This is a genomic window from Micromonospora sp. WMMD736, from assembly GCF_049179015.1.
Classification (GTDB): Bacteria; Actinomycetota; Actinomycetes; order Mycobacteriales; family Micromonosporaceae; genus Micromonospora.
Window position 1 is genome coordinate 97,939 of the sequence record NZ_JBMHMI010000001.1, and the last position, 26,188, is coordinate 124,126.

Below are 26,188 nucleotides of genomic sequence, written 5' to 3' on the forward strand. Positions count from 1 at the left end.
GTGTCTGCAGCGAGCGGACGCTCCGGCGCTGGGCGGCGTACAAGTTCTACAGCGAGAATGGGCTCGACGACCAGGCAAGACGGCTGCTGGCTCTGCGAGCCACTGAGGGAGACCTCGAGGAACCGGCGAACGCGCCACACACGTACTCCCCGGGGGCACTGATTTCGAAGTATTGCACCCTGGTGAATGAGCTGGGCGGCTGTGCTCGCGGTTGCGCCGACGACTCAGTTGCGGAAGGAGGCGATTGAGGCCGCGATGCGCATGTTGTCGCCGGCGACGGTTGCAGCGATCTGCGAAGACTACCCGCAGGAACTGGTGTGGGCCGTCCGAGTCCAGGGCCGCTCTGACTACCTCCGGATCATCATGGACATGGTTGATGACTACCGCGAGGACCCGCTCCTCCTTCACCGGGTGGTTGACTGCATTGCCCGCATCGGTGGCCCCGCTGAATTGGAGTACGCCCTGCACGTCGCGTCGATGGTTCTCGACTCCGCCTTTCCAGAGCAATAGGCCGAACTCGCCGCCGCCCACGATTCGGTCCGTCCCCCTCAGCGCAGGGCGCCGGACGGCCGTGCCAGCACTCGTGCGGGTGGCGTGACGAGTTTGCCGGCGGCCTGCGCGACGCGGATGATGATCGGCTTCGCCGATGTGAAGACGGCTGCCGCCCTGGCTGACGCCGGGATCCTGGCCGGACAACGACCGTCGGCCCACGGCTCTTGGGCCAAGGCACACCGCTCGTCGCCAGCGTCAGTGTCATGCTTGGCGCCTAGCTGGCGCTCTACACGCTGGCACCGCGGCGGCAGCTAACGACCGCATGGTCGCTCCACTACTACGATCACGTCACCCGCCGGTATGGCGACGGCCCGGAAGCCTTCATCGATGCGTGGGTGATAGCGGCAGCCGGCGAGGACGCGTTCGAACAGGAGGTCGTGGGTCAGATCTGGGATGCGAACCTCGGTGACTACATCCGATGGCGCAACCAGCACGCCCGGCCAAATCCGAGTTCGCGATCAACTCCAAGATCCGCCACCCGGATTACCCGTTCAAGGCTGCATGACGAGGCATTAGCTCCGTCGGATACGACAGGCGCTGCCGGCACCAAATCATTCGGGGCCGGCAGGGACCGTACGGCCGCAGGCAGCGCAGCCGCCTGTCTCACGAGGGCAGCGGTGCGCCCGCCGGCGAGGGCGACACCTCCTCGGGGCCCTGATAGTGCAGCACGATCCCAGTACCGACGGGCATGCGCCGGGCACGCAGCACCCCGTGCCGCTGCTGGGCGAGGCGAACTGTCGCCTCGCCCAGCAGGTCGAAACCCGTCGACCAGATGTCGATCTTTCCTGGGTCCGTGTCGGTCACCCGTAGCCACGTTTCGGGATCCGGTGCCGCCGCGTGCCAGACGACATCGGGGACGACCACGGTCTGCCGGCGCCACCGGCGTGTGCGGCGGGTCCGTGCGGGGTTCGTGAACGCCTCCCACGCCGACCGCGACTCGGGTGTCGGCCACTGAGGGCTCAGCGTGTGGGCGGGGTCGAGGTTGTCGATCCAGTGATGCATACCGGCCACCGTCTCGAAGGCGGCGCCAGTGCTGGTCACCGCCGAAATGGCGGCGAGGCGATAGTCGAATCCGGAGCGGATGAGGACCGAGGCCGGCAGGTGAAAGGTGCCCGTCTCGATCGCGGCGACCGCAGTGCCCAGCAGGGCGGTGGCGTCGGCGTCGTCCTGGGCGGTCTCATAGACACGGGCTGCCTCGATTCCCCACACCAGCCGGTAGATGACGTCGGCTTCGATGAACTGCGCGATCTGGACCCTGTCGCCCGGCACCTCGCTGAGGGCCAGCCCATGAACCCAGTGCCGCAGCACCGTGTCGCGGTTGTCGACCGGGTTCTCCGGTGCGAACGCCGGCACTGCGAACACGACGTCGGCGATCTGGATGATCAGGTCGCCGGCTTGCTCGTGGTCGTCGCCGAGGAGTGCCGTTTCGGCCTGGCCGGCCAACGCGACGATGTGCCCCGAGACCTGCGCGAGTTCGGATCCTGCTTGCGCGCCCAGTCCGGCCAGATACCAGCCGCGGCGCTGCGAGGCCGTCGACGTGCGCCACAGGTGCCGGGTCCGGCTGAAGACGACTTCGCGCAGGACGGCCTGGGCGGTGTCGTTATAACGGCGCAGCTGACGCTCGAACAATGAGTCGCGCAGCGCATCGGTGAGGAACTGCGTCGCCGCGTCCGTGACGAGGTCCTGGTCGCCGTCACCGACGATGCTCAGGATGCCGATGTCGAGCAGCGCGAGGTTCGACCGCCAGCCCGCCGCTGCGGCGGCCTGTTCGTCAGCGGTGCCGGCGGACAGCACGGGCAGCGACCAGTCCAGGCCGCCGGTGAGATAGGCGAGCACCGGTTCGACCGAGGTCAGCCCGTAGGCGGTGAGCAGCTGCCGGACCAGAGCGACGCCGACGCCGATGAGTCCGGACTGCAGCGGGCGACCACCGTCGCCCTGAGTCAGCTTGAGCCATTCCTGGCGCCGCCAGGCACCGGTCTCGAAGATCGGATAGAGGACGAGACCTTCGGTGTCGACGAACGCCCGGCCGGCCCGCCCGATCACGTTAGCGAACTCGGATCCCTTGAGCAGTTCCCCGCTGCGGCGCAGCCCGTGAAAGAGCACGGCCGAGGCGGACAGGTTAAGCCCCTGGGCCAGTGTCGGCGAGGCGATGGTGACCTTCAGACTCCCGCGTTGCAGCAGCCGTTCCACCTCGCGGCGGAACGGTCCCGGCAGCGCTCCGTGGTGGATGGCCACGCCGAGCTCAAGACAGCGCAGGATGGGGTGGTCGGCACCGAACCACTCCGCTCCGACGGTCAGCGCGTCGCTGAGATCGACGCCGTCCGGCAGCACGGACGGGACCAGTCCGCGGCCGTGCAGGTCGATGATCTTCCGGGCGTAGGGCTCGACCGAGTTGCGTTGCGGGCAGAACACAAGGACGGTTTGGCCCTCCTCGACCAGCCGCCACCCGGTGGCGATGACGTGCTCGCGCTGGTCGGCCGGGAACAGCTTGCGGCGCCGCCCGCTGGGTTTCTTGGCCTCGAAGTAGCGGGGAATGAACGACTGTTCCGGTCCGAGCGTGATCGTCAGCCGGGCGTGGTCGTCGCGCCACTCGACTAGCCCGAACCGCTGCCCGGTCGGGCGCCAGCCTTCGCGATGCAGGCCGTCCGGCTCATCGTCGGTGATCCATGCGACGAAGTCGTCAAGGTCATCGCCGGAGGGAAACACCGCCGAGAGGCACAGGATGCGCCGGGTCGCGGCGTCGGAGCGGCGCAGCAGGCGCTGGATCTGGGCTTCGTAGCGGACCTCCCGCTCGGAGGCGCCGATCATGTGTCCCTCGTCGAGCACGATCAGGCCGACGTCGTCGAGCACGGACGGATCGGAGCGCAGCGCGAAGTCCAGCTTTTCCGGGGTGGCGACGACGACCTCACCGGAGCGCAGGGTGTCCTCGTCCACGTCGCTGGTGCCCATGCTGCCGTACAACGACGAGACCCGGATGCCCAGCGGGGCGAAGGTCCGGGTTAGAACGTGCTCGGTCTGCGCGGACAGGGCCCGTAACGGGGTGACGTACACCGTCCGGCGGCCTAGGGCGAGGCACGCCAGGATCGCCAGTTCGGCGATGCGGGTCTTGCCGGCGCTGGTCGGCAGCGCGACGACGAGATCCCGCGAGTCCTGGAAGATCCGGTAGACGACATGCAACTGTGACGGCCACAGGTCAATCTCGGCGCGCTCGCGGGCCAGGAGCGACGCGACGAAGGTCTCCCGAAGTTCGCGCCACCGGCCGGCACGGTCAGCTGCGGCTCCGAGCGGTGGGGGCTGCGGAATCGTCGTCTGCAGGCTGGTGTCGAACAGCTCGCCGAGCAGGTGCCGGGTCAGGCGGTACACCCACCATGGCCCGGGCGCGTTGACGTCCGAAGAAGCCTGTTCCCCGAGCTGCAGGTCTTGCAGCGCGGCGTCGAGCAGGGCGCGGCTGCCAATCTCGATGGCGAACAGGGCGGCCGAAACCGCGGAGAGGTAGTTCTCGCTGAGCAGCAGCATGACGGGCCCGACCTGATCAGCTGCGTATTCCAGGTCGTTCAGGACATCCGGGTCGTCCGGGTCGACGTCGGGTGCGGTGAAGGCGGACAGCATGGCCTCGTCGGAGACCTCAGGTGACGACCGCAGCCGCAGGGTCCGCTGGTCGATAGCGGACAAGTCGCGCATGAGCAAGTCCGCGAGGGTGTGCTCCATCGGCGTGAGCCGGCCCGACCCGCGGCTCGCCTGTATCAGCGAGTACGCGCGGGCGGCGTAGCCGGCGAGGTGGCTGGCCGCCCCGGCGACGAGGTTATGAAACGCCAGATCGGGTCTGGGGGCTGCGTTGCGGGTGGCAGCCTCGATGGCGTACGAGCTCTGGATGAAGCCTTCCCGGGTGAGGGTCAGCTGGTCCGTCGTGTTGTCCTCGGCCGCCTCCAGCAAGCCGAGGCTGGTCGACAGCAAAGCGTATCCGTAGTTGAGCAGGTCGGCGTCGAGGAAGGCGCTGAACGTGGGTGCACCCACAGGCAGGACCCCTTCGCGGCGAATCATCGATTGGGCCTGCCCACGGGCCAGGAGCCGGCCGCGGAAGCCGGCGTCAGTGGCCACCGTCAGCAGCTGTGCCAGGCGCTGCGCTTCACGAGCCATCGGTGACCACCAGCTCGTAGGCGTCGGTGATGAACTTCTTGTGGCCGTGTACCCGCAGCGTGATGGTTAGCTGCGCGACGGCGCCTGTGTACCCCTGCAGGTCAGCGGTCACGTGTTTGCCGGGGTCGTTGCTAGTGAATAGGAACATCAGGTGCCTCACCCGGTTGGCACGGACCTCGTCGAGTAGCTGCAGCATCAGCACGGCTTCGCCGACCTCGGCATCGGCTGTCGACAGCAGCCGCTCAGCGAACTGGGTGAGCGAGTGTGCCGAGGGCATCTCCATTTCCCGCGCCAGACCGTTGCGGGCCTCCGTGACGGTGGCTTTGGCGAGGGTGACGCGGCTCTTGGCCTCCGCCTTGATGATCACCGCCTTGCCCGCGGTGTCGAGCTTCGCGCCCAGCACGTCGTCGCCGCGCATCGCCCACTGCTGATGGTCGCGTTGGATGAGCCGACTCGGTCCGACCACCCATCCGTGCTCTTCGTGCAGGTACGCCGTCGCAAGGATCTCGCCCATGTCCCCGGACCGTGCAGATGCCTTGGTCGGCAGCTTGTTGCTGAGGAACTTGGCCACCCCGTCCTTGCCAAGCCGGCGGGCGATGAGGGCGAGGGACCCGGAGTCGGCGTACGCGCCGGGCAGCGCAGCGGCGAGGGTAGCGATGCCAGTGGCGTCGTCGAATGACTCGATGACGCCAGCGTGGTGGGTGCCGATGGACACGAGTGCACCCAGGGTGCACCAGTTCCGGAAGTCAACGGTGTCCAACCGCGCACGTGTCCTTCCGTGGGCAACATTTTCGGTGGAGGAACTGTACCGAGTCAGGAACCAGGCTGGGTCCCTGTCGACGGCGATGAGCCCGGCCGTGGATACTCCCCTGCACCCATTCGGTCGAGACAGGCGTAGGGCCATCATGGGATGACTCCACCGGCCGGTCGGTTGAAAACGTGCCGACCGCGCGGATTGCGCTGCGCAGCGGATTACCGGACGGCCGTCAGGGTCGGGAGCCGGACCGGCGTGAGCGGGACTGACGGGTGGGGACCGGCACGTGGCTCGGCCGGGACACGATGACGACGTCGGTGATGTTAGGCCGTTCCAATAGTGCACGGCGGGTGGTGCCGTACTCCTGGACGGAGCCGGACTCGTCGTAAATGAACACGGCCAGCTTGCGGTAGGGGCCGTTGCCGGTCAGGTAGGCGACGTAGTCAATGAAGATCTGCTGCTCGAACTCCTTGAAGTCGCCGGCCTTCCGGGCGTACTTGACCTCGATCAGCAGGCCGAGCGACGGGATGCCGAAGTCGGCCCGGTACGTGCTGTGCCCGATCTTGCGGAGGGTCTCCTCGTCGACGAGGTCGGGGAAGACCGGCCGCAGCATCATCCAGAGGATGTCCTGGACCTCGCGTTCGGAGGTGATCGGCCATCGGATGGGTCGCTCGCCGGTGGTGTCGTAGCGCCAGTGGCGCATCGCGTCCTCGAACCGGCTCAGCAGCACGCCGACGTAGTTGAGGCTGAGTAGCTGATCATCGATGCTACTGGCGACGATGCGAGTGGTGGCCTCGATCAACAGCGCTGACCGCCACGCGGCGACCGGACGCGGCCCGCCGAGCAGGATCGCGTTGATCAGACGGGAATGCAGCAGGCGCAGCTGGTTGGGGTCGCCGGCCGCGGGGCGGGGCGGCAGGGTCAGGACCCAGTGCAGCGCGGCCAGCTCGACCGGGTCGTCGATGCCGTCCAGGGCCGGCCGGGCCGCCGGGTCCAGGTCGAGCAGATGGCGAGCGTACTCCTGGAACAGCTGGAGCAGCAGGGTCGGCGGGCGTAGCCGGGCGTCCTGCAGCACTGTTCTCAGCCAGGTGCGGACCTGGGGTGCCTCGCCGGCCACGGCGTTGGCCGCCAGGGCCAGGCCGACGAGCTGGCCGGGGTCGTTGATGAAGGTCACCCCATCGCTCTGGAAGGGGCTGCGGCGCATCACTTCGGCGATGCCGTCGATCAGCAGTTCCTGGGCCGCCGGGCTCTGCTCGCCCGGGAACGCAGTCAGGCCGTAGCCGAGCACGGCCAGACCCGCGGCTTGGATGAACCGGTGCGTGTTATCGCGCAGCCACGCCGGCGTCAGCGGATCGACGTTCCAGCGGAATCCGAGGTGACGCCCGCCCAGCAGGTGATGGGCGAGCAGTCCGTCGAGGTTGCCGGGCAGGTTGGCCCGCAGCAGCGGCTCCTGCAGGGCCCGGAGCTGATCGCCGAGCAGGGAGCCCACCGGCACAAGCGCGCCGGGGTCCGGGGCGGTCACAGGAACCACCGGCTGCCGCGCAGGCGGGTGACGATCGCGTCAGCGTTCCAGTTCTTCACGTGCCGCAACTGGCCGAGCAGCTCGGCGATCAGATCGGAGTATTGGATGGTCACCGGCAGCCGCGAGGGGTACATCGTGCGCCATGACATGCTGGTGAACCGGTAGGCCTGCCGGGCGAGGTATTCGATGTCGGTGAACGTCGACTCGGCGTGCAGCTTGAGCAGCAGCGGCTTGGGGATCGCGTGGGTGGCGCTCTTGAGATCGTAGGGGCCACCGACGGCCAGCAGCATCTCGCGCCGTCCGATCGCGACGGCGTGCCCGCGCTCCGGGACGAACCGGCCCTTAACCGAGCCGCCATGGGTGGCGATGCCGGCGCTCACCCGGTCGAACATCACCAGCTCGTGATCGTTGCTGACGTGGACGAACGCGAACTCGACCGACGCGTAGTCGCGGGTGAGCCGTTCCACCAACTGCTTGACCGCGATCGCCTCGACATCCTTGAGTGGCTTGAACACGTGGAAGATCAGGCGCAGGCCGTCGCCGCGCTGCCAGGCGTTGCGGTTCTTGATGTCCTCGATGCACTCGGTGAGCGAGCGCAGCAGCTCTCGCGGGTAGTCGGCGTAGTCGGCCTCTCGGGAGGCGTTCGACAGCAGGTAGGTGCCGTCGGCGGAGAAAACGGTGGTGATACCCACGACCCGCTCCGGCTCGGTGAGCCGGCTGGCCTTCACGTGGGCGCTGCCGATTCCGATGACCAGCTCCTGCGCCAGCGCGCGGGGCGCGGCGATCACGAACGGGATCCCGCCCAGCTTGGCGTAGCAGGCCAGCGCGATGCTGTTGAGCGGGACGGCGAGCTTCGGCAGCCGCACCGTCTCGATCTTGACCTCCTGGACCGGCACGCCGTGCCCCATGAAGGTGGACTTCGCCACCAGGTACGGACTGTCGTCGCCGGCCAGGTGGGTCTGCGCCTCGCTGGTGATCACGATGGCCAGGTCGACGGCGCCGGCCTGCAGCGCTGCCCGGCAGGCGTGCCGGTAGGCGCCGGCGTCTAGCGGGCCGCCATCGAAAGGGTGCACTGAGACGTCGCAGCTGGCCAGGTGGTACTTGCGGATGAAACCCTGGCTGAACGGGTTCTGCCCGGGTACGCCGTGCAGCAGCTGGTTGATGAAGTTCTCGACGACGCCCTTGTGCTCGCGCGGTGTGATCACCGCGATCCGGGGTCGTTTGTTCGCGAAGAATTCGACGTCGAACGGTCCATTCGTGGTCAGGCCACGCTCCAGCTTGTAGTCGGTTTTGTCGCCGGCCTGGTCGAACCGGAACGTCGGCGACTGGTACCGCACACTGTGTACCGAGCGCCCGTTGCTCGAACCGACCGGCTGCTCGATGGTGGCGGCCAGCCCGTTGGCCAGCAGCAGCGGCCCGTGCTTACCGAGTCGGGTGGCGATGTCGATCGTCTTCTCGTAGCGGCCAAAGGCGCCTAGCAACTCGAAGGCCGCCTGGTCGAGTTCCCGCTGGATGCGGGCGCCGTCGGCGCCGGCCAGCGTGCGCAGGACGTCCTGGAAGGTCTCCAGCCTGCTCTCGAGCCACGCCTGGCTCGCGTCCACGGTGTCCGCACCGGGGGCGTCGCGCAGGATCAGGTCGCTGCCGTGCACCCGCTCCACCGCCCCGGCCGCGCGCCGGTACGCCCACGGATCCATGTCCGGCTCCGTGACCATCTTGCCAGGATCGGCGAGCACGTATTGACCGAGCACACCGACCCCCAGCTCGAGCAGCTCCGCGACGGTCAGGTCGATCTCGCGGCGGGTCTTGACGCCGACGATCACACCCGGCCGGTCGGACGGGCCCATCGTCCGGGCATCCAAGATGAACTGGGGGTAGACGTGCAACCGGCCGAGCGCCTGCGGGCGGTGCTCACCCACGAGCGGCTCGAGCAGATCCTTACCGGCGAACCGGGACACGAACGTGACTGGCTGCCGTTTGCGCAGCTGGTACCCCCAGCCGCGGACCGCACGCAGCAGCGCCTGCTCCGCCAGCCGCATCGTCAGCGGCTTGTGCTCCCGCAGGTGATACGTCGTCGGGGTGCCGTACGGGTCAGCGCCGTCAACGATCGGGATGCACTTGATCGAGTCCCGGATCCTGGTGACGACGTGACTGTCGACGAGCTTGACGCGCAGTGCGGACAATTGCTCGGGTGAGGTATAGGGCACCTCGCCGCCGTCGAACGTGGCCGCGGTGAAAGTGACGGGTAGGAAGTTGAATGCCAGCTGTGGCGGGCCGGGCCGCGGACTCAAGAGCAACACCTCGTCGAAGGACAGGGCCGTGGGGTGTGCCGTCGACCGTCGCGCCGACGACCACCCATCGTCGCATCGAGGTACGACAAAAACGCCGCGGTGCCGGCGGCAGGAACCGGCCGCCCAGCGTCTCGGGCGACTATTCGAGTCGCCGGTGCCTTGGGCGCCGCCGACTCGGATCAGATCAGCACGCTGCTGCGCGCCCAGTGTGTGACTTCCGCGGACGACTCGGCCGGTGGCCCGCCCGCGGCACCGAGCCGCCAGCTGGCCCACAATGCAAACCGGCCAGCGACCTCACTGTCCGCCGAGGAAACCATCAGACCGTCACCGCCCGGGGCATCGAAGACCACGGAGCCGGAGAAGTGACCGGAGAACGCACCGTCGAAGGCGATCGTCAGCTCGTCGTTCGCACGGCTGAAGTCGATCTCGTCGATGGTCAGGTCGAGGTCGTCGCACTGCGGTTCTTCGGCGTTCACCGGACCGTTCGGCAGATCCACGCCCTCGATGGAACCACGGGCCTGCTCGGCGACCGCGCCAACCAAAGCGTGCACCCCGCTGCGCAGGGCGTCGACCAATGGGCACCCGATGATCTCGGTCAGCACCGTCATGGCAGTGCGGCCCCGCTGGTTGAGGGTCAGCGCGACCGGGACCGCAAGGTACTCCAGGTCGACGTGCAGGTGGTCAGCGGTGAAGAAGTCGACGCCGACCGGGTCGGTGAGGGCCAGTTTCTGCACGATCGCTGGCGCATGGCGCAGGAAGGCGGTCCGGGCCGAGCTGTCGTGCAGGCTGTCGGCGTTGACGCGGCGCAGGTAGCTGCCAATCCGGTTGCCGGCGGCGAAGCCGCGGACGGCGGCGTCCACCCGGGGCTCGAGCTTGCGGGCCTTGCCCAAATGCATGCCGAGGATCAGCGTGATCGTCGGGGCGTGGTGGTTGCTCTTCTTACGGTTGCAGTCGCCGCAGATCGGGGCCAGGTTCGCCGACCGGTCGAGGTCGAACTTGGGCGGCAGTCCGTAGCCGTGCAGCACGGTGGCGCGGTTGGCGGGGGTCAGGTTCCGCGCGATGAGGTGGTCGATCTGGACGTCGGTGAAATCTTTGGGTTTTCCGCAGGCGTAGCACCGGTAACCCCACAGCCGGTGCAGCACGTCGCGCAGCACCGTGTTGTCGGCGTTCGGCTGATACCGCACCGGGGCGGTGCCCACGGTCACCGTGCGCTGCCGGACAGGTAATGCGCCAAGGCGAGTAGCAGCGCGACGGTGCCGGTAAGGATGGCGGTGGGCATGTCGGTGCCGCCGGCGACGGCGAGCAGCCCGGCCACCGCGCCGACCGCCGCGGCGGCGAGGACGAAGACGGCCAGCCACAGCGGCCGGAACGACGAGGTGGGTGCCGTCGAGGTCATGCGTCGGGGCCTTTCACTGCGGCGCCGCAGTGCGCCGGGACGGACAGGACGATGAGTAGCTGGGTCTAACGGGCCTCGACGCTGTCGGCGCGGGCGTCGGCCGCCGCGGCACTGATCCGGGCTTCGCCGAGCCGGGTGTTGAGGTCGGTGTTCTTCGTACAAAGGGCCGCGATTACCGTCTCCAGACCGCGTTCGCGGGCGGCGGCTTCCTGCTGATACGCGGTCAGATTGGCCAGCCTACCCCAGCTCAGGGTCTTTACCTCACCGTCGGCGTCGTGCAGCCGCAACGGCCAGGACGTCCGCTGATGCGGTGCTCGGCGCCCAGGCATGAGGCGGGGGAGTGGTGCGATGACTCCTTTACTCGGCTGGTTTACACTTCACGCGACCTGGGAGAACGTGCCTGAGCACGCCGCTGGACCACCGGACTACTGGGGGTCAAGGGGTCGTCGGTTCGAATCCGGCCGTCCCGACGCAGGTCAGAGGGCTGATCCGAATATCGGGTCGGCCCTTTCGCCGTTTTGGGGACCAACGTCAGTCACGTTGGAGCTGGCCTGGCGCTGCTTGGCCGAGCTTTCTGCCTCTGCCTGACCCACCGGGCCCTTGCCTGCATGATCTTCGTCCGCTGGAACTGAAGGTGTCCGTACGCTTGCTTGCGTGGCAGAGGACGAGGTGGTCTTGCGGCTCAGCCGCGACGAGGCGCTGGTTCTGTTCGAGTGGCTGTATCGCACCGACGAGACCACCAACGACTTCGCTGACCTTGTCGAGGATCAGGCGGAGCAACGGGCGCTGTGGAATCTCACCTGCCTGCTGGAACGGGAGCTGGTCGAGCCGTTCTCGCCGCAGTACGTCGAGCTGGTCGAGCAGGCACGAGCCCGGTTGCGGGATGAGGGTTCATGACGATGGGACTTCCGCCGTGTCCACACTTCCTGGTCCGTACGCTGGCGGCCCCCACCCGTGTCAGCGTCCCGGGGACCAAGTGGGGACCACACGGCCTGCGCGGTGGTGCGCGGCATGACGTTGACCCGGCTGAGTCGATCGGCAATGGGCACGGTGGTGACAACTGGACCCGCATCATCGACAGCATCCGGGACCACGGGACAAGCCGCGTCGTCTCGTCAGCTGACAACGGGTGCGGCGCGGCAGGTGTAACCGGCGCCGCGAGCGCGCTCGACCTCGTTGTGCGGGTAGCGTCCTGCGCGCGCGTAGGTGAACAGCTTGCTTGAGGTGTGCGGTGGTCAGCCACAGGCCGGGACCGCCGCAGTCACGTGCACCTGAAGCGCTCCGTGGCCGAGATGCGTGAGCGCTGTCGCTGTGACGTCCGGGATCGCTGGGCGGTCGGCCTGCGGCAGCCCGGTGACCTGCGCTCGGTCACATGTTCGGCCCTACGACCATTGGCCGACAGCCGGCGACGTGACGGTTGCCGTGCGGCGGTTGGCTCGCCGCAGCATGGCGAGTTCGTCGGGGGTGAACGGAGGTGCGTCCAGCGGCGGGTGGGTGGGCCCGGTGCGCAGCGCATTGAGCACGCGCGGTTCCAGCAGGCTGCTCGCCGGGGCCGCCAGCGTGGCGACGTCGAAGAGCGCCGACGCGAGCGTCGGTTGCCGGGCGGCTGTCATCCCGATCGCGTCCGTCATCTCCCTCCGCGCGGCGGCCTGCTGCGGGGCGAGGCGGATGTCGCGACTGGTCACACGGCAGTTGGGATAGCAGATGTCCTGCGAGGTGGCGAAAGCCCATGCGTCGTCGACGACGTCGGCGAGGCCTCGCATGACCCGTCGGATCGTGGCCGGACCGGCGTCGCCCGCTTCCAGTTCGCGGTCCAGGACCGCTGCGCTGCGGGCAGCCGTCACCATGCCGTGCCCGTATGCCGGATTGAACGAGGCCATCGCGTCGCCCAGCACGAGCAGGCCGGCCGGCCAGTCATCGGCGCGCTCGAGGTACAGGCGGCGGTTGGCGGTGCTCCGCGACCGGTGGACCCGGGTGAGTGCCTCCGCGCCGGCGATCAGCTCCGCGATGATCGGGTGGCGCAGGTTGCCGGCGAACTCGGTGAAGGCATCGTCGTCTGCCGACGGCTCGCCGCCGCGCGTGCCGGACAGGGTGACGATCCACCGATCACCCTCGATTGGCAGGAGATACCCGGTCTGACCGGGCCGCCGTGCGTGATGGTCCGCCTGCACGCTCACTCCGGGGAAGCCGCCGTCCACCCAGTCGGGCACCCGGAACAGCCGGGTGGCGTACGTGATGCCGCTGTCGACAACGTCCTCCTCGACCGGCGGCATCCCCAACTCCGCGAGCCATCGCCGGCTCGCGGATGCGCGACCGGTGGCGTCGACGACCAGGTCGGCGGCCAGCTCGGTGGTCTCGCCGTCGACCACCGGACGTACGGCGGCGCCGGTGACCGCCTCGGCCGAGCCGAGCAGGCCGACCGCCTCCGTGTTACTTCGTACGGTGATCCTCGGGTTAGCCAGCACCCGCTCGCGAACTGTCCAGTCCAACAGGTCACGACTGCACGAGAGCATGAACTGCGCTTCGGGAAAGCGGTGCTGCCAACCGTACGCGCTGAGCAGCACGTTGCCGGTGGGGATACCGACGCGCTGCGCCCCGGCCTGGAGTAGCTGTTGCGTCAGGCCGGGGAGCAGGGCGTCGAGCACTCGAGCGCCGCTCGACCACAGCTGATGCAGGTGCCGGGCCTGTGGGAGCCCGGTGCGTCGTTGTGGACCGGGCGTGTGCAGCTCGTCCCGGTCCACGACGTCGACGGCGCTGAAGTGCCGCGCCAGCACGTGCGCCGTGAGCATGCCGACGAGTCCACCGCCGAGGACGACGGCACGTCGCCGCCCGGCCCTCACATCGTCCCCTGTGGTTTCGCGGCCACCACGCCGGGCGCGTATCGGACCGCGTGGGCGGTGGGGTAGGCGGTGTCTGTCATGGGACGTCCTTCCACAGTAGAAAGTCGACCTAGCGGGGATGCGGCGCGCGGACCGTGCCGGAGCTCGTGGAGACTGCCGGGACCGGTCCGCGGCCGGCGCGCGCCGTCGCCTCGTCGCTGGCCGCACCGGCCAACGCGTGGTAGAGGCGGCAGTACGCGCCGTCGGCGGCGAGCAGCTCGGGCTCGGTGCCCTGCTCGACGACGCATCCGTCCTCCATCACGAGGATCAGATCGGCGTCGCGGATGGTCGACAGGCGGTGGGCGATGACGAAGGTCGTCCGTCCCGTCCGTAGCGCCGCCATCGCGCGTTGGACCAGCACTTCGGTACGTGAGTCGACCGAGGTGGTCGCCTCGTCCAGGATCAGCAGGGGCGGGTCGGCGAGAAACGCCCGGGCGATGGTGACCAGCTGTTTCTCGCCGGCGCTGATGTTGCCACCGATCTCGTCGATGCCGGTTTCGTATCCGTGCGGAAGGCCGCGTACGAAACGGTCGACGTAGGTCGCGCGCGCCGCCGCGAGGATCTCGTCCTCGGTCGCGCCCAACCGGCCGTAGGCGATGTTGTCTCGAATCGTGCCGCCGAACAGCCAGGCGTCCTGGAGGACCATACCGATCATGCCGCGCAGCTGCGCCCGGGGCAGCTGGGCGATGTCCACGCCGTCGAGGGTGATCCGCCCGCCGTCCAGCTCGTAGAACCGCATGACGAGGTTGACCAGGGTGGTCTTTCCGGCACCCGTGGGACCGACGATGGCCACGGTCTGGCCTGGCTCGACCACGAGGGACAGGTCTTTCATCAACGGCACGCCGGCGGCGTAGCCGAAGGTGACCTGATCGAAGACCACCCTACCGGCACCCGACGGGGCCGGTCGGACGGTCGTGCCCACCATGGCCGGCTCCGGGCACTCCTCCTCGGCGTCGAGGAGGTCGAACACCCGCTCGGCGCAGGCTACGCCGGACTGCACCAGGGTCGCCGTCGACGCCACCTGGGCCAGCGGCTGGCTGAACTGCTGCGAGTAGTGGATGAACGCCTGCACGTCACCGAGCGAGATGGCACCCGTCGCCACCCTGATCGCGCCGACCACCGCGATGCCGACGTAGCTCAGGTTTCCGATGAGGATCATCAGGGGCAGGATGATCCCGGACATGAACTGGGCATGGAAGTTGGCCTCGTACAACTGGTCGTTCGTCGCCGCGAGCGACGCCTGCACCTCGCGCCGGCGGCCGAACACCCGGACCAGCTCGTGTCCGCTGAACGCCTCTTCGATCTTGCCGGTGAGCGTGCCGTTGTGAGCCCACTGCGCGGTGAAGTGTCGCCGCGACCGCTTCGCGATCTGGCGGGTGACCAGCGCGGACAGCGGTAACGCGACAAGCGCGATGACGGCCAGCAGCGGCGACACCACGAGCATCATGACGAGCACGCCGATGACCGTGAGCAGTGAGGTCAGCAGTTGGCTGAGTGTCTGTTGCAGGCTCTGCGCGATGTTCTCGACATCGCTGGTGGCCCGGCTGAGCAGCTCACCCCGGGGTTGCTTGTCGAAGTACGACAGCGGCAGCCGGTTGAGCTTCGCCTCGACCTCGCTACGTAGTTGCCGCACCGCGCGTTGCACGACCCCGGCGAGCAGGTACCCCTGTAGCCAGCTGAGCACGCCGGCGCCCACGAACAGGCACAGGGCCAGCAGTAGCACCTGACCCAGCCGGGTGAAGTCGACACCGACGCCGGGCACCGGCTGCACGCGTTGCAGCATGTCGGCCAGACCCTGGTCGCCGTCCGACCGCGCGTCGGCGACGATCTGGTCGAGGCTCTGCCCGGCGTCGAGGCGCCGGCCCACCACACCGGCGAAGATGATGTCGGTGGCGTGCCCGAGGACCTTCGGGCCGAGGACATACAGCACCACGCTGACCACGGCGAGCCCGACGAGCGACAGCAGCCGCAGGCGCTCGCCCGCCAACCGCCGGAGGAGCCGGGCGGCGGACGGCCCGAACGCTCTCGGCTTGGCCGTCGGCGTGGCCGCCGACGACGTGCCGGCCGTACCTTGCGTGCCGCTCATGCGACGGCCATCGACTGCGACTCGGCGATCTCGACGTACGTGGGGCAGGTCCGCAACAGGTCGGTGTGCGTCCCGAGGCCCACCGTCCGGCCGCCGTCGAGGACCACGATCAGGTCGGCCTCGACAATGGCAGACACGCGTTGCGCCACGACGACGACCGCCATCCGCCGGGTGGCGGCGCGCAGGGCGGCGCGGAGCCGGCTCTCCGTACCCAGGTCGAGCGCGGAGAACGGATCGTCCAGCAGCAGCACGTCGGGCCGTTTGACCAACGCCCGCGCGATGGACAGCCGTTGCCGCTGCCCCCCGGAGAGGTTGGTGCCGCCCTGCGTGACCGCAGCGTCGAGGCCCCCGGGCATCCGCGCCACGAAGTCCCGAGCCTGGGCGATGTCGAGGGCGGCCCACAACTCCTCGTCCGTGGCGGCCGGGTCACCGTAGCGCAGGTTGCTCGCGACGGTGCCGGAGAACAGGTAGGGCCTCTGCGGTACCAGCGCAACCCGGTGCCACACCTCCTCGACATCCAACTCGCGGACGTCGACTCCGCCGATCCGCACCGCACCAGCGGTCGGATCGAGCAGCCTCGACGCCAGCGACAGCAGCGTCGTCTTGCCAGCCCCGATGCTGCCGACGACGGCGATGGTATGCCCCGCCGAGGCCCGGAAGCTGACCTCGGACAGCACCGGCTCGGCGGCGCCCGGGTACCGAAACCGGACCGCGTCCAACTCCAGGTCAGCGTGCGCGAGCGGCGGAGCGACCGGATGGGCGGCGGCAACCACCGAGGAAGCGGTGTTCAGCACGTCCAGGACCCGCCCGGCGCCCACCGTGGCCCGGGGAACCATCATCAGGATGAAGGTCGCCATCAGCACCGAGATGAGGATCAGCATCAGGTAGCTCAACAGGGCGGTGAGCGAACCGATCTCCACCAGACCCGCGTCGGCCCGCCGGCCGCCGTACCACAGCACGGCCACGCCCGTCAGGTTGCTCACCAGCGTCACCGTGGGCAACACGAGGGCCAGCAGCCGGCCCGCCCGGATGGCGGTGGCGGTGAGGTCGGTGTTGGCGCGGTCGAAGCGGGACGTCTCGTGCGCCTCCCGGACGAACGCCCGCACCACGCGTACGCCGGCGATCTGCTCGCGCAGCATCGCGTTGATGATGTCGATCCTCGTCTGCATCGACCGGTACTGCGGCACCAACCGGCGTGCCATCAGGCCGATGGCCACCGCCAGCACCGGCACGCTCAGGATCATCAGCCAGGACAGGCCCGAGTCCTCGCGGATCGCCATGACCAGTCCGCCGCCGCACATGATGGGCGCGGTGACCAGCATGGTCAGTGACAGCATGAGCAGCAGCTGGAGATGCTGTACGTCGTTCGTGCACCGGACGGTCAGCGACGACGGCCCGAAGCGGGCGATCTCGCGACTGGAGAATTCGCCGACCTGCTCGAAGATGGCTCGCCGTAGGTCCCGGCCCACACCCATCGCCGTTTGGGCGCTCAGGTACGCCACCGCGATCAGGCAACCGACCTGAACCGCCGTGACGCCCAGCATGCGGAGCCCGGTCCGCAGGATGAAGCCGGTGTCGCCGGTCGCGATGCCCCGGTCGACGATGTCGGCGTACAGGCTGGGCAGGTAGAGCGCTGCCAGCGTGCCGACCAGTTGCCACAGCACCACGTACGTCACCTGCCGCCGGTAAGCGGGCAGGAACCTGAGCAGTAGCCGGATCAACACAGCGCGAGGCTATCCGGGGGTGGGCACGTTCCAGAATGCGGTTTCGCTGGCAGAAACGGCGTCGGCGTCAGGCGGGTGCGTGCCCGCCCCGCAGCAGATCCGCGAGGCGGGCTGCCTGGCGGTCCCAGTGCCACTCGGCCTCGACCCAGCGACGGCCGGCGTCACCGAGCCGCTTGGCGAGCGAACGGTCGGTCAGGAGAGTGACCAGGCGCTCGGCGACCGCGTTCGGGTCACGGCCGTCCACCACGTAACCGGTCTCTCCCTCGCGTACCGCATCCGGTGCGCCACCCGAGTTGCCGGCCACCACGGGCAGACCGGTCGCGGATGCCTCGAGATAGACGATTCCGAGGCCCTCGATGTCCTGCCCGGCGCGTCGTGTCCGGCACGGCATCGCGAACACGTCGCCGGCGGCGTAGTGAGCAGGCAGCTGCTCAGACTCGACCGCGCCGGTGAACACCACGGCGTCGCCCAGGCCCGCCTCGTTCGCCTGCTTCTCCAGACGTACGCGGTCCGGGCCGTCGCCGACGATCAGCAGGCTGGCGTCGGGCACGGAACGGCGTACCAGCGGCAGCGAGCGCAGCAGTACGTCCTGGCCCTTGCGGGGGACCAGCCGGGAAACGCACACCACGACGGGACGTCCGGTCAGGCCGTACCGGTCGCGCACCGGGGAGCCGTCAACGCCTGGGTGGTACCGCTCGGTGTCGACACCCGGCGCGAGCTGCCTCAGATTGGACAGCGCCCTGGCCAGGCGGCGCCGCGTGTACTCCCCGAGGTAGGTCACGACATCGACGTCGCGGCCGATGCGGCGCAGTGCCGACCGCGCTCCGGGCAGGGTGGCCCAGGCGATGTCGTGCCCGTGGGTCTGCCCGAGAATCCGGCGGACACCGGCCTGCCTCCGCAGGTCGGCCGCCAGTAGTCCGAGCGGCGCCGCGGTGCCGAACCATACCTGGTCGCAGCTGTTGGACCGCGCGATGTCCACCGCGCGGCGGCGCACAGCGGGCACGGGCAGCAACAGGCGCGTGTTCTCGCGGATCACCTCGAACGGCTGCTGCGCGTCAAAGGTCTTCGCGTCGGGTGCGGTGACGGTGTAGACGACGACGGAGTCGGCTGGCTGACGGATCGCGAGGTTGTGCAGGAACGACTGGATGCCGCCGATCCGTGGCGGGAAGTCGGTGGTGATGAGCAGGGTGCGCGAAGTCACGAGCGGCATGGTAGCCAGAGTCGCGGCTCCTGCGGACCCCGTGCGCTGCCGATCTCGCCGACGTTTCCGCCTGGTGCCGTCCCCTCGGTGTGGGGTACCACGGCCGCCGCGTGCGGGCGGCAGACAGCGAGTGCGGGCTCGGTCGGGCGGACCGCCCGTCAGGGCGAACGACGGAAAGCGCATCCGCATCTGCCGGTGCCCTCGCCACTCGTACCACTGTTTCTGCCTGGTCTCGGAGGCGTCCGAGATCGACCATGTCCAGTAACGGAAGATGCTCCGACAGAGCGTGGCCGGCTGCCGCAGCGGGGACCGGTTTCGACCAGCGCCCCCGAGGACGCTCCGCTGGGACTGATTCGTGTCGGTCGGTGCCTCGCCCGGTGGTCACGCCCACGCGGCGCCACGTCCCAGCCCGCCCGGCAGGCCGGAGCCGCACGCGCGCTTCGGGGGTCGGCGGTGCGGTTCCTCGTCGTGGTGGATCCGGCACCACCGGATCCATGTCTGCCGGCGGCCGGCGCTTCCGGGCCCGGCCGTCAGGTCCCGGCCCCTCGTCCGCGGGCCAATGCCCGCAACGTGCCCCACCGCCCAGCGTGACGGCCGCCTCGCCCGCGAGCGCAGACCGTTGAGCACGGGAGACCCGGCCTGCGGCGACGATCGGCCACCTGTACAAAAAGGTCAGAGTTGAATCTAACCGGACCCAACGCTACTTCCGTGGGAACCCATAGAACGCCGACACTCCGGAAATCTCGTGTAATTCGGCATTACCGTCCAAGACGGGACCGCTGATGAACTTTTTAAACTCGCTGCGGCCTTCGGGTTGCCATGCCTTCGTGCGTTCGGATATAAAGATCACCATAGATGCCGCGAGACACGGGAGGCGCGCGGTAGCCTGGGGGATGGCCGACGCTTGACAATTTTCGGCGAAGTACAAGAGACTCGACCAAGTTCTGCTGATCTTTAACCGATCGCCATCTTCGGTAATGTCCTTGCCTGGGCGGTGCGCCCACAACGTGGACGATTTCGCATTTACAAGTGTGAAGAATGGCGAATTGCGCGTCTCCCTCAGGTGGTCTAACGATAGCGGGGGGAAAGAAATAAAATTGGAAGCACCGAAGGTTTTGGACAATGCTGCCGAGGTGGATTTTCCACTGTTGCTACGAACTTTGCGGACGCGGGCCTGCCTGACCCAGGAGGAATTGGCGGAGCGCTCGGGACTGAGCATTCGGGCGATTTCCGACCTCGAGCGCGGGCGGACCAACAATCCGCACCGCCGCTCGGTGACGCTCCTGGCGCAGGCGCTTCGGGTGGAGGAGCACCTTCTCGAGCACTTCCGCCGGTCCGCTCGGCAACGGCCGGGCACCCGCCCGGCCGCGGTGCCGTCCGGTGCGGGAAGGCCGGTGCCACCGACTCCTGTTCCAGCTGCTCAGCAGCAGTGCGGAGGGCTGTCCGCGCTGATCGAGTGGATGCGTCAGGTGCTCGTGGAGGAACCGGCCGGGCGGCACCAGGCGGGAACGGTCGGCCGCGACGCGGTGCGACTGGTGGAACTCGTCGGCGCGCAGGGGCCCGCCAAGACGGCGGTCGTCGTTCAGGCTGCGGCACGGTTCCGGCGCCATTTTCCGGACGGTCAGTTCTACCTCAGTGCGGACACGCGCCAACTTGACAGGGCGGTATTGACCAATCGCATTTCCTGGCTCCTGGGCATCGATCCGAGCGATGGCGACACGCCGGATGAGAAGGCTCGACGGGTGCGGCTGGCACTCCGCTCACGGCGGGCGTTGCTGGTTCTGGAGAATGTGACCGATGCCACCCACATTCGTCCGCTGCTGCCCAGTGGCGGCCTGAGCGCGATCATTGTCACAGCGCCTCGGACACTCGCCGCATTCGAGGGCGTCTGGACCATCGACATTCCTCCGAGCGCACCTGTGCACGCCGGGCATGGATTATCCGCTCCGTCACTCATGCCGGTCTGACAAATGCGCAGGTAGGGCGTTTCTGCATGCCGTTTCTGCATGTAAAACCGCCGCCTAAATCGCCTGGACCCTGCCGGTGCCGGTCTAGATGATTTCGGTTGATCCATCGGATAGATCGCCGCCCGGAAGATCATGGGGGGACCGCGCGATGACGGACGACCAGAAGTATCTCGGCTACCTGCGGCGGGCCACTGCCGAGATCCAGGACCTGCGGCGGAGACTCCACGAAGCGGAGAGCCGCGGCCAGGAGCCCGTCGCGATCGTCGGAATGGCGTGCCGGTACCCCGGGGGTGTCGAGTCGCCCGAGGGGCTGTGGCGGCTGGTCGCCGAGGGCCGCGACGCGGTGACCGAGTTCCCCCGCGACCGTGGCTGGGACGTATCCGCCCTGTACGACCCCGATCCGGAGGCCGCCGGCAAGAGCTACACCCGGCAGGGCGGTTTCCTGCTGGACGCCGCCCTGTTCGACGCCGACCACTTCGGCATCAGCCCGCGCGAGGCGGCCGCCATGGACCCCCAGCACCGCCTGCTGCTGGAGTGCTCCGCTGAGGCGTTCGAGCAGGCCGGGTTGGCGGCCGAGGACCTGCGGGGCACGCGGACCGGCGTGTTCAGCGGGGTGATGCCGAACTCCTCGTCCGGCCAGACGGGCAGCCTTGCCTCCGGGCGCGTCGCGTACGCCTTCGGTCTGGAAGGGCCGGCCGTCACGGTCGACACCGCCTGCTCCTCGTCTCTGGTCGCCCTCCACCTGGCGTGCCAGGCCCTCGCCGCCAATGAGTGCACCCTGGCGCTGGCCGGAGGCGCCACGGTGATGACCGCCCCTGACCTGTTCGTCGACTTCAGCCGGCAGCGCGGACTGTCGGTCGACGGCCGGTGCCGGTCCTTCGCCCGAGGAGCCGACGGAACCGGGTTCGCCGAGGGAGCTGGGGTTCTGCTGCTGGAACGGCTCGCGGACGCCGTCCGTCTCGGGCATCCCGTGCTGGCGCTGGTGCGGGGCACCGCCGTCAACCAGGACGGTAGGTCGAACGGGCTGACCGCGCCCAACGGACCGTCCCAGCGTCGGGTGATCCGCCAGGCGTTGGCCAAGGCACGCGTATCCGCGTCGGAGGTCGACGTCGTCGAGGCGCACGGAACGGGGACCACCCTCGGCGACCCGATCGAGGCGCAGGCACTGATTGCCACCTACGGTCAGGACCGTCCGGCGGACCGGCCGCTGCTGCTCGGCTCGATCAAGTCGAACATCGGGCACACCCAGGCAGCCGCCGGGGTGGCCGGAGTGATCAAGATGGTCGAGGCGATGCGGCGCGGCGTCGTGCCGCCCACCCTGCACGTGGACGAGCCGTCGCCCCAGGTTGACTGGAGCGAGGGCGCGGTCGAGCTGGTGAGCGGGCCGGTGTCCTGGCCGGTGGTCGACCGTCCCCGGCGGGCCGCCGTGTCGTCGTTCGGGCTCAGCGGCACCAACGCCCACGTCGTCCTCGAACAGGCGCCCGAGCCGGCCGACGCGCCGCCGCTCGCCGGGCCGTTGCCGTGGCTGCTGTCCGCGCGCAGTGAGCAGACGCTGCGGGATCAGGCGGCGCGGCTGCGGGCGTACGTCCAGGAACGGCCCGATCTCGACGCGGCCGAGGTGGCGGTGGCGCTGACCCGGCGTCCGGCCATGGCCCACCGGGCGGCCGTGCTCGCGGCTGACCGGTCCGACCTGCTGCGCTGCCTGGACGCGCTTGCCGCCGGCACGTCCGAATCCCAGCTGGTACGGGGGAAGGCAGACCGGGGTCGGCTCGCCGTCGTGTTCACCGGCCAGGGCTCCCAGCGGGCCCAGATGGGACGTGAGCTGCATGCCGCGTTCCCGGCGTTCGCCGCCGCCTTCGACCAGGTCTGCGCCGAAGTGGACCCTCACCTCGACCGTCCGCTGCGTACCGTTGTCTTCGCCCGGCCGGACACCGCCGAGGCGCAGCTGCTCGACCGTACCGACTACACCCAGGTGGCGACGTTCGCCTTGGAGGTGGCGCTGTACCGGCTCCTGGAGAGCTGGGGCGTACGACCGTCGCACCTGATCGGCCACTCCGTGGGCGAACTGGCCGCCGCACACGTGGCCGGGGTGTTCGATCTGACCGATGCCGCCCGGATCGTGGCCCATCGCGGCCGGTTGATGCGTGAGCTGCCCGGCGGTGGCGCGATGGTCGCCGTCGCCACCACCGAGGAGTGGATGCGCGGCCGGCTCGTCGAGTTCGACGCCGATGTCGGTCTTGCGGCGGTGAACGGTCCCCGCGCGGTCGTCATCTCCGGTGACGAGCCTGCGGTCCGGAAGATCGCTGCCGAGTGCCGTGCGGAGGGCGTCCGCACCCGGCCGCTACGGGTGTCACATGCCTTCCACTCGTCCCGCATGGAGCCCATGCTGGCCGACTTCGCCGAGGTGCTCGCCACGGTGGCGTTCCGCCCGCCGCAGATCCCCGTGGTGTCGAACGTGACGGGCGCGTTGCTCACCGACACGCAGGCCTGCTCGGTCGACTACTGGACGGCACACGTGCGGGAGACAGTCCGCTTCGCCGACGGTGTCCGGTGGCTGCGCGGCGCGGACGTGACCCGCTTCGTCGAGGTGGGTCCGGACGGCGCGCTGACCGTCGCCGCCCAGGACGTCCTGGCCGAGCTGCCCGGTACCGGGGTCGAGGTCTTCGCCGCCCTGCTCCGGCGAGGCCGCCCCGAACTCACGACGATCACCGAGGCGATGGCCCGGTTGCACACGGCCGGCGAGCCGGTCGACTGGTCCGCCGTCTACGCGCAGCGTCCCGCACGAGCCATGGACCTGCCCACCTACGCCTTTCAGCGGCAGCGGTACCGGCTCGACCCGGTCGCCGCGTCCGCCGACGTGGGCCGGGCCGGCCTGCGGCCGCTCGACCACCCGGTGCTGGGGGCGGTGGCCGACGTGCCGGGTGGTGAGGTGGTGCTGACCGGGCGGCTCTGCCTGGACAGCGACCGCTGGCTGGCCGAGCACGCCGTGTGGAACACACCCCTGCTGCCCGGTACGGCCTTCGTCGAGCTGGCTGCCACTGCGGGTGGGCTCGTCGGCCTACCCGGCGTGCGCGAGCTGGTGCTGCACGCACCCCTGATCATCGGCGACCGCACGGCCGTGCACCTGCGGGTCGTGGTCGAGGCGCGACAGGAGCACGGCGACCGCGCCCTCGGGGTGTACTCGCGGCCAGAGGGCGGCGACCTCGACGAGCCGTGGCAGCGGCACGCCAGCGGTGTGCTCACCGCCGACTCGGCGGAGGTGACGCCCCAGGTGCCCGCCGAGTGGCCACCCATGGGGGCCGCCGCGGTGGACATCACCGACACGTACGAGCGGCTGGCGCTGCACGGGCACGACTACGGCGAGACGTTCCGCGGGCTGCGCGCGGTGTGGCGCCGCGGCGACGAGGTCTTCGCCGAGGTGGGACTTCCCGACGCCGGGCACGTCGACGCCGACCGCTTCCTGCTGCATCCCGCGTTGCTCGACGCGGCGGTGCAGGCGCTGGCCGCCGCAGGGTTCGGCGACGACGGGGACATGACGCAGGCCCGGCTGCCGTACAGCTGGCGCGACGTCACGGTGCACGCCACCGGCGCCCGTACCCTGCGGGTCGCAGTGGTACCGGTCGGCGACGACGAGGTCACGCTCGCCGCAGCCGATCCCGCCGGCGCCGCGGTGATCAGCGTCGCCAGCCTCGGCCTGCGGAGCGTGGCGGTCGACCAACTCGTCGCCCGGGAGGTGGCCGACGACAGCCTGTTCCACATCGACTGGGTGCCCGTCGAGGAGCCACCGAGCGACCGCTCCGCCGAGCTGACCAGCGGCTGGACGGTGGTAGGTCCGGACGACGTCCGGCTCTCCGCGGCGCTGCGCCCCTCCTGGGGCGACGGATACTGGCACGCGAACCTGGATTCGCTCACGGCAGCCCTCGACGCTGGCGTCCCGGCACCCGCCGTCGGGGTGCTCTACTGCGGGGGGCCGCCCCCCGGCGATGTGCCGGGGGGCGTCCTCGACGTGACCGCCCGGACCCTCACCGCCGTACGCGCCTGGCTCGCCGACGCCCGGCTGGCCTCCTCCCGGCTGGTCGTCGTGACCCGTGACGCCGCACCCGGCGCAGGCCGGGACGGCCTGGCCGGCGCGGCCGTCTGGGGGCTGCTGCGCGCCGCGCAGACCGAACACCCCGGCCGGTTTCTCGTAGTCGATCTCGACGATGCCGACGCCTCCGCGCGAGTGTTTCCGGCGGTCGTCGGCCTGACCGAGCCGCAGATCGCGGTACGCGACGGTGACCTGCGGGCGCCCCGGCTGGCCCGCCGCCCGGCGTCGCCGCCGGCCGTCGTGCCGTTCGGTCCGGACGGTACGGTGCTGGTCACCGGTGGCACGGGCGCGCTCGGCCGCGAGGTCGCCCGGCACCTGGTCGCGATCCATGGTGTCCGGCACCTCGTCCTGCTGAGCCGTACCGGCCAGGCCGACGCCGACCTGGACGCCGAGCTGACCGCGCTCGGTGCGAAGGTCACCACGGTCGCCTGCGACGCTGCTGACCGGCAAGCGCTGGCCCGCGTGCTCGCGGAGGTGCCGGCCGAACATCCCCTGACCGGAGTCGTGCACGCGGCCGGCGTGGTCGACGACGGGGTACTCGAGACGATGACCCCCCAGCGGCTGGCCGCGGTGTTCCGGCCAAAGGTCGACGCCGCCTGGCACCTGCACGAGCTGACCCAGGACGCGAAGCTGACCGCGTTCGTCCTGTTCTCGTCCCTTTCCGGGACGCTCGGCGGAGCGGGCCAGGCGAACTACGCGGCGGCCAACGCCTTCCTCGACGCCCTCGCCGCGCACCGGACGGCCGCGGGTCTGCCCGCGGTCTCGGTGGCCTGGGGCAGCTGGGCTGGTGACGGCATGGCCGGGCGGAGCGCCGACATGGACCGGGGTACCCGGATGGGAATGGCCCCGATGCGCCCGCAGGACGGTCTGGCGCTCTTCGACCGGGCCGTCGGAGCGGACACCGCGCTGGTGGTCGCCGCGCGGCTGGACATCCCGGTCATGCGGCAGGCCTTCGGCACGTACGACCGGGTGCCGCCGGTGCTGCGCGGCCTGGTCCGACTGCCCCGCCCACGGTCCGCCGTCGCCGGTGGACAGACCGAGGCGCTGCGGGCCCGGCTGGTCGACCTGCCCGCCGCCGGCCGGTCACGCGAACTCCTGAACCTGGTGTCTGAGCAGGTGGCCGCCGTCGTGGGCCACGCGACACCCGCCGCGGTGGACACCGGCCAGGGCTTCCTCGACATGGGCTTCGACTCGCTGATGGCGGTCGAACTGCGCAAGCGCCTCGACGCGGTCACCGGGCTGCGGCTGCCCTCGACCGTGAGCTTCGACTATCCGAATCCGCAGGCGCTCGCCGAGCACCTCCTGTCGAGGTTGCTGCCCGACGACGCGGACGTTACGCCCGCCGTGGCCGACGACCGCACCATCCAGCGACGCGTCGCGTCTGTTCCGGTGGCCCGGCTGCGCGCCGCCGGCCTCCTCGACCAGGTGCTCGCACTCGCCGCCGTCGGTGACGGCACCGCCGAGACCGGCACCCGACCCAGCGACGCCGCACCACCCGAGAACGCGATCAGGGGCATGGACGCCCAGGAACTGATCCACCTCGCGCTCGGCCGCGTCGACACCTGACACACGACTGACCGAGAACCACCTTTCCC

The 26,188-nt window shown here is 69.7% G+C and carries 15 protein-coding genes; 4 read left to right on the forward strand and 11 right to left on the reverse strand.

Features of this window, described 5'->3' with window-relative positions:
- The first annotated feature begins 186 nt into the window (after positions 1-186).
- Positions 187-510, forward strand: coding sequence for a hypothetical protein (locus ACN269_RS00415; RefSeq protein ID WP_421470412.1), 324 nt, complete (start codon positions 187-189; stop codon positions 508-510).
- 645 nt (positions 511-1,155) lie between these two features.
- Here the strand turns inward: ACN269_RS00415 and ACN269_RS00420 are convergent.
- The 7 genes from ACN269_RS00420 to ACN269_RS00450 form a co-directional block, all read right to left on the reverse strand.
- A complete protein-coding gene (locus ACN269_RS00420) occupies positions 1,156-4,566 on the reverse strand; it encodes a DEAD/DEAH box helicase (protein ID WP_421470413.1) in 3,411 nt (1,136 codons plus the stop codon).
- Between the two features lie 112 nt (positions 4,567-4,678).
- Entirely contained in the window at positions 4,679-5,404 is a 726-nt protein-coding gene (locus ACN269_RS00425) for a Hachiman antiphage defense system protein HamA (protein ID WP_421470414.1), read from the reverse strand.
- A 271-nt stretch (positions 5,405-5,675) separates the two neighbouring features.
- On the reverse strand, positions 5,676-6,965 hold the full coding sequence (locus ACN269_RS00430; RefSeq protein ID WP_421470415.1) for a hypothetical protein: 1,290 nt from the start codon (positions 6,963-6,965) through the stop codon (positions 5,676-5,678).
- Positions 6,962-9,526: an argonaute/piwi family protein gene (locus ACN269_RS00435; RefSeq protein ID WP_421470416.1), complete on the reverse strand. Its 2,565-nt coding sequence runs from the start codon at positions 9,524-9,526 to the stop codon at positions 6,962-6,964. The genes ACN269_RS00430 and ACN269_RS00435 overlap by 4 nt, the downstream gene beginning before the upstream one ends.
- Positions 9,433-10,458 (reverse strand): HNH endonuclease, encoded by a 1,026-nt coding sequence (locus tag ACN269_RS00440; protein ID WP_421470417.1) that lies wholly within the window; start codon positions 10,456-10,458, stop codon positions 9,433-9,435. The genes ACN269_RS00435 and ACN269_RS00440 overlap by 94 nt, the downstream gene beginning before the upstream one ends.
- The gene (locus tag ACN269_RS00445) at positions 10,455-10,649 is read right to left on the reverse strand and encodes a hypothetical protein (RefSeq protein ID WP_421470418.1); all 195 of its coding nucleotides are present in this window, start codon (positions 10,647-10,649) and stop codon (positions 10,455-10,457) included. The genes ACN269_RS00440 and ACN269_RS00445 overlap by 4 nt, the downstream gene beginning before the upstream one ends.
- Positions 10,650-10,714: 65 nt before the next feature.
- The gene (locus tag ACN269_RS00450) at positions 10,715-10,978 is read right to left on the reverse strand and encodes a hypothetical protein (RefSeq protein ID WP_421470419.1); all 264 of its coding nucleotides are present in this window, start codon (positions 10,976-10,978) and stop codon (positions 10,715-10,717) included.
- 325 nt (positions 10,979-11,303) lie between these two features.
- On the opposite strand from ACN269_RS00450, the gene ACN269_RS00455 reads away from it, so the two are divergent.
- On the forward strand, positions 11,304-11,546 hold the full coding sequence (locus ACN269_RS00455) for a hypothetical protein (protein WP_421470420.1): 243 nt from the start codon (positions 11,304-11,306) through the stop codon (positions 11,544-11,546).
- A 485-nt stretch (positions 11,547-12,031) separates the two neighbouring features.
- Here ACN269_RS00455 and ACN269_RS00460 read toward each other — a convergent pair whose 3' ends face one another.
- The 4 genes from ACN269_RS00460 to ACN269_RS00475 all read right to left on the reverse strand — a co-directional run bounded on the left by ACN269_RS00460 (position 12,032) and on the right by ACN269_RS00475 (position 18,539).
- Positions 12,032-13,489 carry an FAD-dependent oxidoreductase gene (locus ACN269_RS00460; protein WP_421470421.1) on the reverse strand — a complete coding sequence of 486 codons (1,458 nt, stop codon included), beginning with the start codon at positions 13,487-13,489 and terminating at the stop codon, positions 12,032-12,034.
- A 109-nt stretch (positions 13,490-13,598) separates the two neighbouring features.
- Positions 13,599-15,614, reverse strand: coding sequence for an ABC transporter ATP-binding protein (locus ACN269_RS00465; RefSeq protein WP_421470422.1), 2,016 nt, complete (start codon positions 15,612-15,614; stop codon positions 13,599-13,601).
- The gene (locus tag ACN269_RS00470; protein ID WP_421470423.1) at positions 15,611-17,338 is read right to left on the reverse strand and encodes an ABC transporter ATP-binding protein; all 1,728 of its coding nucleotides are present in this window, start codon (positions 17,336-17,338) and stop codon (positions 15,611-15,613) included. Before ACN269_RS00470 ends, ACN269_RS00465 begins: the two co-directional genes overlap by 4 nt.
- A gap of 67 nt (positions 17,339-17,405) precedes the next feature.
- On the reverse strand, positions 17,406-18,539 hold the full coding sequence (locus tag ACN269_RS00475) for a glycosyltransferase family 4 protein (protein WP_421470424.1): 1,134 nt from the start codon (positions 18,537-18,539) through the stop codon (positions 17,406-17,408).
- Positions 18,540-19,636: 1,097 nt separating this feature from the next.
- On the opposite strand from ACN269_RS00475, the gene ACN269_RS00480 reads away from it, so the two are divergent.
- Together ACN269_RS00480 and ACN269_RS00485 are read left to right on the forward strand one after the other, a co-directional pair.
- Complete coding sequence (locus tag ACN269_RS00480; protein ID WP_421470425.1) at positions 19,637-20,506, forward strand: helix-turn-helix domain-containing protein; 870 nt, start codon at positions 19,637-19,639, stop codon at positions 20,504-20,506.
- Positions 20,507-20,594: 88 nt separating this feature from the next.
- The gene (locus tag ACN269_RS00485; RefSeq protein WP_421470426.1) at positions 20,595-26,159 is read left to right on the forward strand and encodes a type I polyketide synthase; all 5,565 of its coding nucleotides are present in this window, start codon (positions 20,595-20,597) and stop codon (positions 26,157-26,159) included.
- The last annotated feature ends 29 nt before the right edge of the window (positions 26,160-26,188 follow it).

Coding starts and splice junctions, on each gene's coding strand:
- ACN269_RS00415 (WP_421470412.1), top strand. CDS start 187: ATGAGCTGGGCGGCTGTGCTCGCGGTTGCGCCGACGACTCAGTTGCGG.
- ACN269_RS00445 (WP_421470418.1), bottom strand. CDS start 10,649: ATGACCTCGACGGCACCCACCTCGTCGTTCCGGCCGCTGTGGCTGGCC.
- ACN269_RS00450 (WP_421470419.1), bottom strand. CDS start 10,978: ATGCCTGGGCGCCGAGCACCGCATCAGCGGACGTCCTGGCCGTTGCGG.
- ACN269_RS00465 (WP_421470422.1), bottom strand. CDS start 15,614: ATGAGCGGCACGCAAGGTACGGCCGGCACGTCGTCGGCGGCCACGCCG.
- ACN269_RS00485 (WP_421470426.1), top strand. CDS start 20,595: ATGATTTCGGTTGATCCATCGGATAGATCGCCGCCCGGAAGATCATGG.